Consider the following 14838-nt stretch of genomic DNA (forward strand, 5'->3'; position numbering starts at 1 on the left):
GATCCTCAAGCCTCCAGCGCGCGCTTGTGCAGACGGGTGATGGCGTCGATGGACGACAGCAGCGCCCCCTCCATCCAGCAGCCGACGTAGGACGCGTGCTCGCCGGCCAGAACGATCCGGCGGTCCATGCCGACCAGGGTCTGGTAGTGTTCCTTGCGGGTGTCCTCGTTCCAGCGGGCGCAGCAGCCCAGGGTCCAGGGCACGCGGCTCCAGGCGACCGAGGCGCCGCTGGCGAACTCCTGGCGGTAGCTCTTCGGGTGGATCACCGAGCCCTGGGCCAGGGCCACCTCGATCCGCTGCTCGGGCGTCATGCCGGCCAGGCGATAGGCCCCCATCTCGCGGGCGAAGGCGCCCAGCAGCACCGCCGGCCCGTCCTTGAACATGTTGTTGTTCGGATAGGAGATCAGGGCGATCTCCTGGTCGGTGAAGCTGTGGCCGCCGTAGATGTAGTCGTCCTCCTCCCAGAAGCGGCGCTTCATCTCCAGGCCGATCTTGACCTGACCCGAATAAGGGACGGCCTTGATCGCGGCCATCATCTCATCGGTCACCTGCAGATCCATCTGGCCGAGAATGCCCAGCGGGATCGTGCAGACGCACCAGTCGGCCTTGGCGTCCGTGACCTTGCCCGTGGCCGTGTCGGCGTAGGTCACCACCACGCCCTTGTCGTCCTGGGCGATCTTGCTGACCTTGGCGTTGTAGGTGATCAGGCCGTCGACCTGGCGGGCGAAGGCCTTGCCGATCATGTCCATGCCGCCCACCGGCTGGAACATGGTGGTCTGCATCTCGTGGCCCATGAAGAAGGCCATCGAGGTCCAGACCTGCGGGTCCAGCACGTCGTGCAGCTTGTAGAGGTCCTTCGACGGGATCGGCGCGCCGTTGACCCCGCCGCCCGGCGGACGCTCGAAGCCGCGGTGGCTGGAGGCCTTCAAGGACGCCGAGTACCTGTAGTCGTTGTCCAGCATGCCCCAGCCCTTCAGGGCTTCCAGCAGCCTGTCCCGGTCCTCCTGGGTGACCGTGTCGTCCAGGGCCTTGGCGTTGACCGACTTGGCCAGCAGCTCGGCGATATTGCCCTCGAAGTCGGCGGCGGCGGCGTTGAAGCGCACCGGCTTGCCGTCGAAGGCCTGGGACGAGTGGACCCAGCCGCTGTGGTTGAACTGGATGAACGGCTCCAGGGCCACGCCGAAGGCCTTGCAGTAGTGCAGCAGCGTGCGGTGATGGTGCGGGATGCGCCAGGGGCCGGGGTTGAGGTAGTTGCCGGGCGAGAAGGCCACCTTCTGGGTCGCCCCGCCCAGCTCGGTGTAGGTGTCGCCTCCGCGCAGGGACCAGTTGCGGCCGCCGGCGCGGTTCTGGAACTCCAGGATCCTGACCTTGTAGCCGGCCTTGGTCAGCTCGAACGCGGCCAGCATCCCCGCCAGGCCCGCGCCCAGCACGATCACCGAAGCGCCGGGCCGCGCGCCCTGCAGGTTCGGCGGGCCATGGAACTGAGTCTCGGCCGCGTGGCCCAGCGTGGTCATGGCCTGGTACAAAGCGGCCGTGCCGCCGACCTTGGCGATGGCCGAAAGAAGCTGACGCCGCGTCGGCGCCCTCACACCCGATTCCATTGAAAGCCCGTCCCCGACAGAACCGTCGAAGCCGACGGTGTGGACAAGGGCTAGCAGGGGCGACGGCCGGAGCGAGGCTTGGCCGGCCGTCAGGCCATGCGGTGGCGTCAAAGACCCCGATTTATCGGCGCCCTGACGATGGGGCTGCGCGGGAACTGTGCAGCCGTCTCCCTACCGCACCACCCGCAGAGTCGGCCGGTCCGACACCGCCTGGGTCAGCGGGATCACGAAGTGGAAGCTGGACCCCTGTCCCGGCGTCGAATGGACGCCGATCGCGCCGCCCATCAGCTCGACCAGCTCCCGGCAGATCGACAGGCCCAGGCCGGCGCCGTCGTGGACGCGGGTCATGGAGCTGTCGACCTGGGAGAAGGTCTTGAACAGCTCGGGCAGGTCCTCGGCGGCGATGCCCAGGCCCGTGTCCTCGACCTCGAAGCGCAGACCCTTGGCCGTGGGACGGACGCGGACGGTGACGCCGCCGTGGTCGGTGAACTTGACGGCGTTGGCCACCAGATTGCCCAGCACCTGGCGCAGCCGCATCGGGTCGCCGACCCAGCGGCCGCGCAGCTCGGGCGCGATGTCCGACGTCAGGTCCAGGCCCTTGGCCGCGGCCGCGCCGGAGAAGGCCGCGCACGAGGCCTCGACGAGGGCCGACAGGTCGAAGGTCTCGGACCGCAACCGCACCGCGCCGGTCTCGAGCCTGGCGATGTCGAGGATGCTGTTCAGCAGGGCCAGCAGCGCCTGACCGGACTCCTGCAGGATCTTCAGGCGGCGGCCCTGCGTCTCGCTGAGCGTGTCGGCGGCCATCACCTGGGCCATGCCCAGCACGCCGTTCAGCGGGGTGCGGACCTCGTGACTCATATTGGCCAGGAAGCGGGTCTTGGCGGCGTTGGCGGACTCGGCCTCCTCCTTGGCGGCCAGCAGCTCCAGGCGCCCGGCCTCCAGCTTGCGCAGGGCCTCGGCGACGCGCTGGGTCAGCACGGCGCCGGCGGCGGCCAGCACCAGAAAGCCGATCAGCAGCCACGGCGCGACGCTCTTCAGCAGCTTCAGGCCAGGGTTCCTGGCCTTCCAGGCCAGGGTCCCGAACGCCTGGCCCTCGATGTCGCGCAAGGTGACCTTCGGCGGATCGCCGCCCGGGCGGCGCAGCAGGACCAGGTCGTCAAGCCCCAGGTCGTCCGACAGCTGATGAACGAAGGCGGCGTCCATGCGGCGGGCGCTGACGACGATCGCTGGCGGGCCGTCATAGAGGTCGGCGACGGCCCGGCTCTCCGGCGTCACGGCGGCGAAGGCGACCAGATAGGCCTCGTCGTCAATCCGCATCAGGCCCGTCCGCGTCACCTCGCCGGCGGTGCTGAGCTTGCCGGCGCGGCGCGCCGCGCGGGCCTTGGCGGCCACATCGGCGGCGATCGGGGCCGCTTCGGCGGGAAAGCCGCCGAGGGCGTCGGCCGAAACCCGCTTGCCGCCGGCCGAGGCGTAGACCACCTGCCCCGAGCGGATGACGAAGGTCAGGTCGTGCTTGAACTGCTCGTGATAATAGGTGGCGAAATCGGTGTCGGCCCAGGCCGCGTCGATCGTCCAGCCCATGGCCTTGTAGGCCTGGTCCCAGACCGTGGCCGAGGTCACCTCGCGCTCCGTCCGCTCCAGGGTGCGGACGATGGTGCGCTGGGTGATCTCGATCTCGTCGACCGCTTCCATGCGATCCAGCTGGCGCGCGGCCAGGATCATCAGGGCCAGTCCGCCCAGGATCGAGACGACGACCAGCACGGCGGCCGCGCCAACGATCCCGTGGATCAGTTGCATAGGCCGGGCTTCGGCGGTCGGAGGCGGTCGGTGCGGTCGCGTCATTGGACGGTCACCATGATGAACAACGACGTTCGCCGTAAGGTGACGTGTGGACGCAGCTCAGGCCTAACGCGGCCTTAAGCCGTCCAGGACCAGCGCCGTCACCGCCGCCCGGGTCTCCTCCATGAAGCGCTTGTCGGACAAGGACTTGCCGGTCAGGGCCCGCACCTGGACGGCGAAGTCGGCATAGTGCTGGGTCAGGGCCCAGAGGGCGAAGATCAGGTGCGGCGGGTCCACGGGCGCGAGCCTGCCCGCCGCCGCCCACGCCTCGATCACCGCGACCTTGGCGTCGAACACCGCCTTCAGGGGCCCCGAGAGCACCGGCTTGAGCAGCGGCGCGCCGCGCAGCATCTCCAGGGCGAACAGGCGCGAAACCTCCGGGTGGTCGCGGCTCAGCACGAGCTTGGCGTCGATCAGGGCGGCGATCGCCTCGGCGGGATCGTCGCCCTCGCTGAAGCGGCTCAGGGGCGCCAGCCACAGGGACAGCCCCTGCTCCAGCACCGCCACGTACAGGGCCTCCTTGGTCGGGTGGTAGTAGAGGAGATTGGCCTTGGAGATCCCCGCCGCCTGGGCGATGGCCTCGACGCTGGCCCCGTCCAGGCCCAGGCGCGCGAAGACGCCCAGGGCGGCCTTCAGGATGGCGGCCTTGCGGGCCTCGCCGGCCCTTTGGCGAGGACCGGGGGCGCGATGCCCCTCGAGCGCTTCGGCCGCCTTGATGTCGCCCACGCTTTGGGCGGCCTTGACCAGCTCGCGGGCGCCGGACGCGCGCTTGGACGCCGGTTTGCCGGCGGCCTTGCGCGACGGCTTGACGGTCTTGGCGGCGGCGTCGGTCATGCCAGCTCGAACTTGGACCATTTGGTCAAACATGGACCGAACGGTTCGGATTGCAACGTTACGCGGGATGGTATTCCATGCCCCTCGGACTTCACAAGGAGCCGCGTCGATGAGCTCTCCGATCACTCCGCTTTCGCCCGGCGCGATCATGCTGCCCGCGCGGCCCGAGCCGATCCCGGTCGACCCGAAGACGACGGCGGTGATCGTCATCGACATGCAGAACGCCTACGCGTCCAAGGGCGGCTATCTCGACCTGGCCGGCTTCGACATCTCCGGGGCGGCGAAGGTGATCCAGGAGATCAAGGCCATCCTGCCGGTGGCCCGCGCGGCCGGGATGCAGGTGATCTATTTCCAGAACGGCTGGGACGACCAGTACGTGGAAGCCGGCGGTCCCGGCTCGCCCAACTGGTGGAAGTCCAACGCCCTGAAGACCATGCGCGCCCGGCCCGAGCTGCAGGGCAAGCTCCTGGCGCGCGGCCAGTGGGACTACGAGCTGGTCGACGCGCTGAAGCCCGAGCCGGGCGACATCCAGCTGCACAAGACCCGCTACTCAGGCTTCTTCAACAGCCAGCTGGACAGCGTGCTGCGGGCGCGCGGCATCCGCCACCTGGTGTTCGTCGGCATCGCCACCAATGTCTGCGTCGAGTCGACCCTGCGCGATGGCTTCTTCCTCGAATATTTCGGGACCGTGCTGGAGGACGCCACCCACCAGGCGGGTCCGGATTTCGTGCAGAAGGCGGCGCTGTTCAACATCGAGAGCTTCTTCGGCTGGGTCTCGACGACCGCTGACTTCAAGGGGGCGTTCGGGCAGCTGGCGCCGGACTAGCGCGGCCCCCTCCGGCGTTTCGCGCCACCTCCCCCATGAAGGGGGGAGGACAACCCAGGCCCTGCTCCCCCTTCATGGGGTGCTGTCGGCGAAGCCGACTGAGGGGGCAGCACAGAGGAGACCACCATGCCCAAGACCGTCATCACCCCGCCCGGGACGGGCACGCCGATCGCCCCGTTCTCGCCCGGCACGCTGGCCGACGGGATCGTCTACGTCTCGGGCACCCTGGCCTTCGACAAGGACAACAACGTCGCCTTCCCCGACGACGCCGAGGCCCAGACCCGGCAGGTGCTGGAGACCATCAAGTCGGTGATCGAGACCGCCGGCGGCACGATGGAGGACGTGACCATGAACCACATCTTCCTGACCGACTGGGCCCACTACGCGCCGATGAACAAGGTCTATGCCGAGTACTTCCCCGGCGACAAGCCGGCCCGCTACTGCATCCAGTGCGGCCTGGTGAAGCCCGGCTTCGTGGTCGAGATCGCCTCGGTCGCGCACATCGGGAAGAAGTAGCCGCATGACTTCCGGCACGGTCGACGGCCTCCATTACGAGCTGCACGGCGGTCCGGTCGCCGGCCGCGAGGTCGTGCTGCTGTCTTCGGGTCTGGGCGGCTCGGGCGCGTTCTGGGCTCCGCAGATGGCGGCCCTGACCGAGCGCTGGCCGGTCGTGCTGTACGACCATCGCGGCACGGGCCGCAGCGTCCGCGAGCTGCCGGACGACTATGCCGTCGCCCACATGGCCGAGGACATGGTCAAGGTCATGGACGCCCTGGCCCTGCCCAAGGCCCACGTGGTGGGCCACGCGGCCGGCGGCAATGCGGGCCTGCAGCTCGCGCTGGACCAGCCCGATCGCCTGGGCAAGCTGGTGGTGGTCAACGGCTGGTCGCGGCCCGATCCGCACATCAGGCGCTGTTTCGACACCCGCATCCATCTGCTGAACGACAGCGGACCGGAAGCCTATGTCCACGCCCAGCCGATCTTCCTCTATCCGGCCGACTGGATCTCGCGGAACCACGCGCGCCTGCAGGCCGAGGAGCCCCACCACGTGGCCGGCTTCCCGCCGCGCGAGGTGATGCTGGCCCGGATCAACGCCCTGCTGGCCTTCGACGTCGACGCGCGGCTGGAGGAGATCACCCACCGGGTGCTGATCAGCGCCAGCGCCGACGACATGCTGGTCCCGATGAGCTGCTCGCAGCGCCTGGCCGGCCGTCTGCCCAACGCCGACTACCAGGTCGCCGCCTGGGGCGGCCACGGCTTCACCGTCACCGATCCCGAGACCTTCAACGAGGGTCTGATCAAGTTTCTAGAGGGGGAATAAACCCATGCAGGTCGGCGTCTTCATCCCCATCGGCAACAACGGCTGGCTCATCTCCGAGACCTCGCCGCAGTACATGCCCAGCTTCGCGCTCAACAAGGAGATCACCCAGAAGGCCGAGAAGTACGGCTTCGACTTCGCGCTCTCGATGATCAAGCTGCGCGGGTTCGGCGGCAAGACCCAGTTCTGGGAGCACAATCTCGAGAGCTTCACCCTGATGTCGGGCCTGGCGGCCGTGACCAGCAAGATCAAGATCTTCGCCACCGTCGCCACCCTGACCATCCCGCCGGCCATCGTGGCGCGCATGGCCTCGACCATCGACTCGATCGCCCCGGGCCGCTTCGGCATCAACCTGGTGACCGGCTGGCAGAAGGCCGAGTACAGCCAGATGGGCCTGTGGCCGGGCGAAGAGCACTATACCGACCGCTACAACTACCTGGCCGAATACACGACCGTGCTGAAGGACCTGCTGGAGACGGGGGTATCCGACTTCAAGGGCAAGTACTTCACCATGGACGACTGCCGCGTCAGCCCCCACCCGAAGGAGACCAAGCTGATCTGCGCCGGCTCGTCCGACGAGGGCCTGGCCTTCACGGCGCAATATGCCGACTACAGCTTCGCCCTGGGCAAGGGGACCAACACCCCGACCGCCTTCGCCAGCGTCAACAAGCGGCTGGAGGCGGCCGCCGAAAAGACCGGCCGCGACGTCAAGTCGTTCATCCTGTTCATGATCATCGCCGACGAGACCGACGAGAAGGCCATGGCCAAGTGGCAGAAGTACCGCGACGGCGCGGACCAGGAGGCCCTGGCCTGGCTGACCCAGCAGGCGGCCCCCAACGCCAAGGCCGGCGCGACGACCAACACCACCCAGCTGGCCGCGCCGGAATCGGCGGTGAACCTGAACATGGGTACGCTGGTCGGCAGCTATGAGAGCATCGCCCGGATGATGGACGAGATCGCCGAGGTCCCCGGCACGGCGGGCGTGCTGCTGACCTTCGACGACTTCGTGAAGGGCGTTCGAGGACTTCGGCGAGAAGATCCAGCCGCTGATGAAGTCGCGGCGAACCTAGGGCAGGTCACTTGCCCCCACCCTGACCGCTTCGCGGTCGTCCCCCCCGGAGGGGGCGGAAGAATGGCCTTCTTCCCCCTCCGGGGGAGGAGGGCCGAAGGCCCGGAGGGGGCCAGTAATATACCTAATCCACCGCCAGCATGCCCAGCAGCTGGCAGGCGGAACACCAGCACGCTGTCCGGCGGGATCTCGCCCATGTCGCGGGGGCCGTAGCCCAGCTCGGAGGGGATGTAGAGGGTCCACTCGTCGCCGACCTTCATCTTCGGCAGGGCTTCCAGCCAGCCCTGGATCAGGCCGTCGGCCGGCATGATCGCCGCCTTGCCGCGCGCGAAGCTCGAGTCGAAGACCGTGCCGTCCAGCAGCTTGCCCTCGTAATTGACCTTGACGATGTCGCCGAGCTTGGGCGACGGGCCGGTCTTCGGACCGGAGGTCACGACCTTGTACTGCAGGCCCGACGGCAGGGTGACGACGCCGGGGGTCTTGGCGTTCTTTTCCAGGAAGGCCTTGCCGGCCAGGGCGTTGGCCGAGGGGCCGGCGTTCAGTTGCGGCGGGGCCGACGGCTGGGGCGTCTGGGCGGAAGCCGCGCCGGCGACGAGGAAGGCGGCAAGGGCCCCTGCAACGAAGGAATGGGGAGCGAGAAGGCGCATCAAGGGTCTTTCGAACGCTGGTGTCAGTGACCGACACCGTAGCGATCCTTGAGCGGAACTTCGCGGCGAAATTTTGGGCGGCCCCTAAACCAGCCCCCGCTTCTGCGCCTCCAGCGCCGCCTCGGCTCGGGAGCAGATGTTGAGCTTGCGGTAGATCGCCTTGACGTACCCCGCCACGGTCAGCTCGGTGACGCCCATGACCTTGGCCGCCTCGCCCGAGCGCAGGCCCCGGCCGATCAGGCGCAGCGCCTCGGTCTCGCGCGGGGTCAGGGCCGCCTCGGGCTCCACCGTCTGGATCAGGACCGGCCGGGCGCGGAAATAGTCCAGCATCCGCCGGGCCACGGCGGGCGAGAGCGGGGTTTCGCCGGCCTCGAGGCGGCGCAGGTATCGCACCAGTTCGTCGCGGCCCATGTCCTTGAGCAGGTAGCCGCCCGCCCCCGCCGCGATGGCGTCGAACAGGTGGTGGTCGTCGGCGTAGATGGTCACCACCACCGACCGCGTCGCCCCGCCCGAGCGCTCGGCCAGGTCGCGCAGGAAGTCGACGCCGCGCCCGTCCGGCAGGGCCAGATCGACCAGGGCCAGGTCGGGCGCGCCGTCGGACAGGAACGAGCGCGCCTCGGCCAGGTCGGCCGCGCCGCGCGCCACCACGCCGGGGAAGGCTTCTGACAAGGCCGCCAGCAGGTGCTCACGGGTCTCGGCCTGGTCTTCGAGGACAAGAGCGGTTGAGGGAAGGGTCATGCCGGGGCGCTCGCATCCAAGGGCGTCGACAGGCGGACCACCGTACCCTTCGGGGTTTCGGGAAACTCCACCGTGCCGCCGATCTCGCCCAGTCGCCGCTCCAGGTTGGCCAGACCGCTGCGACGCCCGCCCGGTTCGCGCGGCAGGCCGACGCCGTCGTCGCCGAGGGTCAGTTCCAGCCGGCCGCCGTCTTCGTGGACCGTGACGGCCACGGTGGTCGCGCCGGCGTGTCGGATGGCGTTGGTGACCACCTCGCGCACGGCCGAGGTCAGGTTCTTGTAGACGCGGTAGGGCGCGGTAACGCCGGGATCGACCAGCTCGACCGGCGGCCAGTCCAGGGCGATGCCGGCCGCCTCCAGCCGCTCGGCGGTCTCGTGGCGCAGGTCGGCCAGCGCCGCCTCCAGCGGCAGGTCCTGGCCCGACAGGCCCGAGACGATGGCCCGCAGGTCGCCGATCGCTCCGCGCACGGCCTCGCGCGTCTGGGACAGGTCCTGGCGGTGCAGGCCCGACAGCAGGCGCGCGCCGACGTCGTCGTGCAGGTCGCGGGCGATGCGCAGACGCTCCTCGACCACGCCGCGGGCATAGGCGTCGCGGCCTTCCTCGATCTGGCTCAGCAGACTCACCAGCTGGTCGGCCAGCTGGACCTGCGCCGTGCCGAACAGGCCCCGCCCCCGGAACGGAAAACGCAGGGTGAGCGCCGTGGTCCCGGCGGCGGCGGGAAGGCCCAGGGCCACGCCCTCCTCGAGGATCTCGGCCTTGGCTCTGGCGGCCTGGGCGGGAGCGATCTCCAGCGGCTCATAGACCTTGGACAGCAGCGCCCTCCAGGCATCCGCCCGCGCCTCGGTCCCGTGGATCAGGGCGACCTGGGCCACGGCGGCGAACATCTCGTGGTCCTTCAGGGTCTTGCGGCCGATGGTCCGCCGCCACAGCACGTCGCGGAACGGCAGGTAGGCGAAGGCCACGATCAGCAGCGACACGCCCAGCGCCGCCTGCGGACTGGTTCCCAGGGCGGTGATCAGGACGCCATCCAGGGCCAAGAGCGCCGCGCCGGCGCTGAGGTAGAACAGGATCCGGAACGCCCACTGGTCCAGCTCGAACAGACGATGGCGACGCAGGCCCACGGCCATGCCGACATAGATGATCACGAAGAAGCCTAGCGAGAAGCGCGGGTCCAGGAATGGCCGCATGCCCAGGGCGATCGGCACGGCGACATTGCCGATGAAGGCCCCGGCCCCAACGATCACCGACAGGCCCAGCCACCGGGTCGCGGCCATGGCGGCCGGGTCCTTGCGGCTGGCGAAGGCCTGCACGCCGATGGCCACCACGATCAGGGCCATCTCGATCGAGGTGATCCCCTGCCCCATGCTCTCGGTCGACGGATTGCCCGGCAGCAGCGGCGTCAGCGCCCAGACCAGCACCCACAACGGCGCCAACAGCATGACCGGCAGCCGCGTGACCCGCTTGGGGTAGGCCAGGAAGAAGGCGATCATCGCCCCGCCATAGGCCACCGCCCCGATCATGTTTAGCCGCATGGCGATCGTCGCCAGCGTCCCGTCCATGACCAGCTCGACGCTGGAATTGACCGCCCAGCCGAAGGTGAAGGCCAGCATCGACAGGCCGGTCAGGGCGAAGAGCTGGGTCGACAGCTCGCGCGGCCGCAGGGCCCAGACCCAGCCGACGATCAGGGCCGCGATCAGGCCGAACGCCAGATTGGCCCAGAACTCCGCGCCCAGGGTCGACAGCGGCCGGACGCGGTTGTCCAGCGTCACGACGCGCTGGACGCCGTCGCTCCCCGCCAGGCGCAGGACCAGCGGCCGGGCCGCCAGCTGCTCGGCGAAGGCCGCTCGGCGGCGGCTCTGCTCGGCGGCGGCGGCCTGGGTGTCGGGGGTGTCCAGCCCGCCGATCTCGGGCGCGCGCAGCACCGGCGCGGCGCGATCTGAGCCGACGCCGGCCAGCCGGTCGCCGACCTTGGCCCCGACGCGGTCCAGCGGCCCGCCGGGCGTCAGGCGGGTGATGACCAGGGCGCCGTCGGGCCTGGCCTGGAAGCCCGCGCCCAGCCACGGCGGGCTCATCGCCATCCAGACGCCGATCAGCGCCGTCGCGACGCACAGCAGGACGACGCCGAGCAGCAGGGTCGTGGGGGACGAGGCGCGCATCCGGCCTTACTGTAAACGATTGGGGACGCAGACCTTGGGACAGGACTAGCGCGACCGCAACCATCACGGAACGCCGTTACGGGGACACCCCCCGTTCTGGGGGTTGCGCGAACCGGCCGCCCAGTCGTGTGGCTACAAAACTTGTCTTCCCGGCCGCAGCGCAGCGGAGAGCCAGGACCCAGGGGCGGCCGCAATGCGCCGGCCCCTGGGTCCCGGACAAGCGCTACGCGCTTTCCGGGATGACAAGAATTGTGAGGGCTTTACTGCCCGTTCCCGGGCGCCCACGGAAACTTCAGGCTCTCGTAGTACTCCAGGCTCCTCGCCGGCGCCTTCTCGCCCGGCGGCAACGGACGCTTGGAGAAGCTCCCGAACCACGCCACCGAGGCGTCGCGCCACCACTGGGCTTCGTCGCGCTGAATCTTCAGGTAGTCGGCGACCTCCTTGTGGCGCTGGGCGTCGACATAGGGCGCCAGGCCGGCCCAGGTCTTCTCCATGCCGTCGACATAGGCGACGCCCCGGCCGTAGTGCTTGACCATGCCGTCCCACAGGGTGTCGCCGGACTTCAGTCGGTAGTCCCAGGGCAGGTGGTGGAACCACAGCAGGTCCTTCTCGTCGACGCATTTGAGGTCGGCGAAGCAGGCCCCCACGGCCGGCGCGTACTGGGCCGTGGCGTTGCTGCCCGAGGGCGTGCGGTCGAAGCCGATCCCGTCCGGGCCGGCCTTGGCGTAGTAGACGCTGGTCCAGTCGGCGCGCGGCCCGCCGCTGACCCAGGGACCGGGGCCGTAGTGGTGCCCCTCGCCCATCTGGTGGTGCAGACCGAGCGGGGTCATGTAGTCCACCGCCGCCTCGCGCGAGCCCATCATCATGTCGACCACCGGCTTCACCAGGCGCGGTTCGTCGCCGAAGGTCATCTTCGTCCAGTCGGTCGCGATGTCCCTGGCCGAAGCCTCCGGATCCCAGGCCAGGCGGCCGAAGGCGTACCAGTTGGCCTGGTCGAACTGTGAGCCGCTCCAGTTGCGGTCGCTGCCGATATTGGCCACGCCCGCCATCACCGTCAGCTTGTGGCCGTCCAGCGAGCCATCGACCACCTTGGCCACGGTCGAGCCCTTGCCGTGGGCCATGGTGTCGGCGCGCAGGGTCTCCTCGAACAGCGGGCCCAGATAGACGAGGTGGGTCGAGAAGCCGAGATATTCCTTGGTGATCTGGAACTCCATGCCGAGGTTCGACTTCGGCATGGCCCCGAACAGCGGGTGGAACGGCTCGCGCGGCTGGAAGTCGATGGCGCCGTTCTTGACCTGGATGACCACATTGTCGCGGAACTGGCCGTCGAACGGCTTGAACTCCGAATAGCCCTGCTTGGCGCGGTCGTCGGGCTGCTCGTGCGAATAGACGAAGGCCCGCCAGATCACGACGCCGCCGTGAGGGCCGACCGCGTCGGCCAGCATGTTGGCCCCGTCGACATGGGTGCGGCCATAGTCCTGAGGGCCAGGCTGGCCTTCCGAATTGGCCTTCACGAGAAAGCCGCCGAAGTCCGGGATGGCCTTGTAGATCTCGTTCGCCTTGGCCTTCCAGAAGGCGGCGACCGCCGGGTCGGTCGGGTCGGCGGTCTTCAGGCCGCCGATCTCGATCGGCGCCGAGAAGCGGGCTGACAGATAGACCCTGATGCCATAGGGCCGGAACGTGTCGGCCAGGGCGGCGGCCTTGGCGATATAGGCCGGGGTCAGGCTGTCGGCCTTGGCGTTGACGTTGTTCAGCACCGTTCCATTGACGCCGATCGAGGCGTTGGCGCGGGCGTATTCGACCATGCGAGCGTCGACATGGCCGGGCAGACGCCACCAGTCGAAGATCGACTGGCCCGAATAGCCGCGCTCGACCGTGCGGTTGAGGTTGTCCCAGTGGTTCAGCATCCGCAGCTTGACCTTGGGGACCGACGTCAGGTCGAGGCTGTCCACGGGCCGCCGGGTCTGGATCAGCTCCAGATAACGGAAAACGCCATAGAGAACGCCGATGTCCCTGTTGGCCGAGATCACCGTGGTCTTCCGGCCGTTCACCGCCAGGGTGCGGATGCGAAAGCCCTCGTCGCCCAGGTCCTTCGCCGGCGCGACGGCCAACTGGATCACGCCATCGCGGGCCCCGGCGGCGGCGCTGGCGGGCTTGCCGACCAGACCGGTCAGGCCGCGCTCAAGCTCGGCGCGGGCGACCTTCAGGGTCGGGGTGTCGGGGGCGGAGGAGCCCGGAGGCGCGATGGCGGCGGCGCGCGCGGCGTAGGCCGGCCTGGCCGACGCCTCGACGGGCCGATAGCGGAGCCAGAGGTCATAGCCGTCCTCCGCCCGGGCGGCGGGGGCGATCAGGACCAGCCCCAGGATCAGCGCCAGAACACGCATGGTTTCACTCCCTGCCGCGACTTCATGAGGTCGGGTCACCAAAGTCATAGTGGTCTGACCACTGGGTTGACAACCCTTATGGTAGCGGTAAACCGATAGGCAGGGAGGAAGATGGACGCCGCGCGCCTCGTTTCGCGCGGGCCTTCGGTCTTTCGGTCCCGCCAAACGATTGCAGACAAAGCGTCCCCAAGGCCATCATGCCCAAGATCATCGCCGCCAAGACCATCGTCACGTGCCCGGGTCGCAACTTCGTGACCCTGAAGATCGTCACCGACGAGGGCGTCTACGGCATCGGCGACGCGACCCTGAACGGCCGCGAGCTGGCGGTCGAGGCCTATCTCTCCCAGCACGTCATACCCTGCCTGATCGGCCGCGACGCCCACCAGATCGAGGACATCTGGCAGTTCCTGTATCGCGGGGCCTACTGGCGCCGGGGCCCGGTGACCATGGCCGCCATCGCCGCGGTCGACATGGCGCTGTGGGACATCAAGGGCAAGATCGCCGGCCTGCCGGTCTATCAGCTGCTGGGCGGCGCCTGCCGGACCGGGGTGATGGTCTATGGCCACGCCAATGGCGAGACGATCCAGGAGACCCTCGACAACGCCGCCGTCTATGCCGAACAGGGCTACAAGGCCATCCGCCTGCAGACCGGGGTTCCGGGCATGCCGGGGGCCTATGGCGTCTCCAAGGACCGCTTCTTCTATGAGCCGGCCGACAGCGACCTGCCCAAGGAAACGGTCTGGTCGACCGAGCGCTACCTGCGCACGGCTCCGGACCTGTTCGCCGCCGCCCGCGACCGCCTGGGCTGGGACCTGCACCTGCTGCACGACGTCCACCACCGCCTGACCCCGATCGAGGCCGCGCGTCTGGGCAAGGACCTCGAGCCCTATCGCCTGTTCTGGATGGAGGACGCCGTCCCGGCCGAGAACCAGTCCAGCTTCCGGATCATCCGCCAGCACACGACGACGCCCCTGGCCGTCGGCGAGATCTTCAACTCGGTGTGGGACTGCAAGCAGCTGATCGAGGAACAGCTGATCGACTATATCCGCGCCACGGTGGTCCATGCCGGCGGCATCACGCACCTGAAGAAACTGGCCAGCTTCGCCGACCTGCACCACGTCCGGACCGGCTGCCACGGGGCCACGGATCTCTCGCCGGTCTGCATGGGCGCGGCCCTGCACTTCGACCTGTCGATCCCCAACTTCGGCGTCCAGGAATACATGCGTCACACACCCGAGACGGACGCGGTGTTCCCTCACGCCTACACCTTCAGCGACGGCATGTTGCATCCCGGCGAGGCGCCCGGCCTGGGCGTCGACATCGACGAGGATCTGGCCGCGAAATATCCCTACAAGCGCGCCTATCTGCCGGTCGCGCGGCGCCTGGACGGCTCGATGCACGACTGGTGAGGCGATGGTCAGGCCTT

General features: G+C 69.0%; 10 protein-coding genes and 2 pseudogenes. 5 read left to right on the forward strand and 7 right to left on the reverse strand.

Features of this window, described 5'->3' with window-relative positions; translation table 11 throughout:
* Nucleotides 1–5 precede the first annotated feature (5 nt).
* The 3 genes from ACHMW8_RS01410 to rutR all read right to left on the reverse strand — a co-directional run bounded on the left by ACHMW8_RS01410 (nucleotide 6) and on the right by rutR (nucleotide 4274).
* On the reverse strand, nucleotides 6–1601 hold the full coding sequence (locus ACHMW8_RS01410) for a flavin monoamine oxidase family protein (RefSeq protein ID WP_395444537.1): 1596 nt from the start codon (nucleotides 1599–1601) through the stop codon (nucleotides 6–8).
* Between the two features lie 171 nt (nucleotides 1602–1772).
* Nucleotides 1773–3398, reverse strand: a complete 1626-nt coding sequence (locus tag ACHMW8_RS01415; protein WP_233586418.1) for an ATP-binding protein — start codon at nucleotides 3396–3398, stop codon at nucleotides 1773–1775.
* Nucleotides 3399–3506: 108 nt separating this feature from the next.
* On the reverse strand, nucleotides 3507–4274 hold the full coding sequence (gene rutR / locus ACHMW8_RS01420; protein ID WP_395444538.1) for an HTH-type transcriptional regulator RutR: 768 nt from the start codon (nucleotides 4272–4274) through the stop codon (nucleotides 3507–3509).
* A 109-nt stretch (nucleotides 4275–4383) separates the two neighbouring features.
* On the opposite strand from rutR, the gene rutB reads away from it, so the two are divergent.
* The 4 genes and pseudogenes from rutB to rutA all read left to right on the forward strand — a co-directional run bounded on the left by rutB (nucleotide 4384) and on the right by rutA (nucleotide 7488).
* A complete protein-coding gene (gene rutB / locus ACHMW8_RS01425; RefSeq protein WP_395444539.1) occupies nucleotides 4384–5100 on the forward strand; it encodes a pyrimidine utilization protein B in 717 nt (238 codons plus the stop codon).
* Between the two features lie 126 nt (nucleotides 5101–5226).
* Nucleotides 5227–5616: a pyrimidine utilization protein C gene (gene rutC / locus ACHMW8_RS01430; protein WP_125155709.1), complete on the forward strand. Its 390-nt coding sequence runs from the start codon at nucleotides 5227–5229 to the stop codon at nucleotides 5614–5616.
* A 4-nt stretch (nucleotides 5617–5620) separates the two neighbouring features.
* Nucleotides 5621–6421 carry a pyrimidine utilization protein D gene (gene rutD, locus ACHMW8_RS01435; protein ID WP_395444540.1) on the forward strand — a complete coding sequence of 267 codons (801 nt, stop codon included), beginning with the start codon at nucleotides 5621–5623 and terminating at the stop codon, nucleotides 6419–6421.
* 4 nt (nucleotides 6422–6425) lie between these two features.
* Nucleotides 6426–7488: pseudogene (rutA, locus tag ACHMW8_RS01440) on the forward strand (pyrimidine utilization protein A).
* A 123-nt stretch (nucleotides 7489–7611) separates the two neighbouring features.
* Here rutA and ACHMW8_RS01445 read toward each other — a convergent pair.
* From ACHMW8_RS01445 to ACHMW8_RS01460, 4 genes and pseudogenes are all read right to left on the reverse strand, one after another.
* A pseudogene (locus tag ACHMW8_RS01445) lies at nucleotides 7612–8134 on the reverse strand (FKBP-type peptidyl-prolyl cis-trans isomerase).
* Between the two features lie 84 nt (nucleotides 8135–8218).
* Nucleotides 8219–8872: a response regulator transcription factor gene (locus ACHMW8_RS01450; RefSeq protein ID WP_125155705.1), complete on the reverse strand. Its 654-nt coding sequence runs from the start codon at nucleotides 8870–8872 to the stop codon at nucleotides 8219–8221.
* Nucleotides 8869–11028, reverse strand: a complete 2160-nt coding sequence (locus ACHMW8_RS01455; RefSeq protein WP_125155704.1) for an ATP-binding protein — start codon at nucleotides 11026–11028, stop codon at nucleotides 8869–8871. The genes ACHMW8_RS01450 and ACHMW8_RS01455 overlap by 4 nt, the downstream gene beginning before the upstream one ends.
* A gap of 260 nt (nucleotides 11029–11288) precedes the next feature.
* Entirely contained in the window at nucleotides 11289–13412 is a 2124-nt protein-coding gene (locus tag ACHMW8_RS01460; RefSeq protein ID WP_395444541.1) for an alpha-glucuronidase family glycosyl hydrolase, read from the reverse strand.
* A gap of 197 nt (nucleotides 13413–13609) precedes the next feature.
* Here ACHMW8_RS01460 and manD point away from each other — a divergent pair, with 197 nt between their 5' ends.
* On the forward strand, nucleotides 13610–14821 hold the full coding sequence (manD, locus tag ACHMW8_RS01465) for a D-mannonate dehydratase ManD (protein WP_125155702.1): 1212 nt from the start codon (nucleotides 13610–13612) through the stop codon (nucleotides 14819–14821).
* Nucleotides 14822–14838: the final 17 nt, after the last annotated feature.

Origin of the sequence: Caulobacter sp. UC70_42 (assembly GCF_044056025.1) — a bacterium.
GTDB lineage: Bacteria > Pseudomonadota > Alphaproteobacteria > Caulobacterales > Caulobacteraceae > Caulobacter.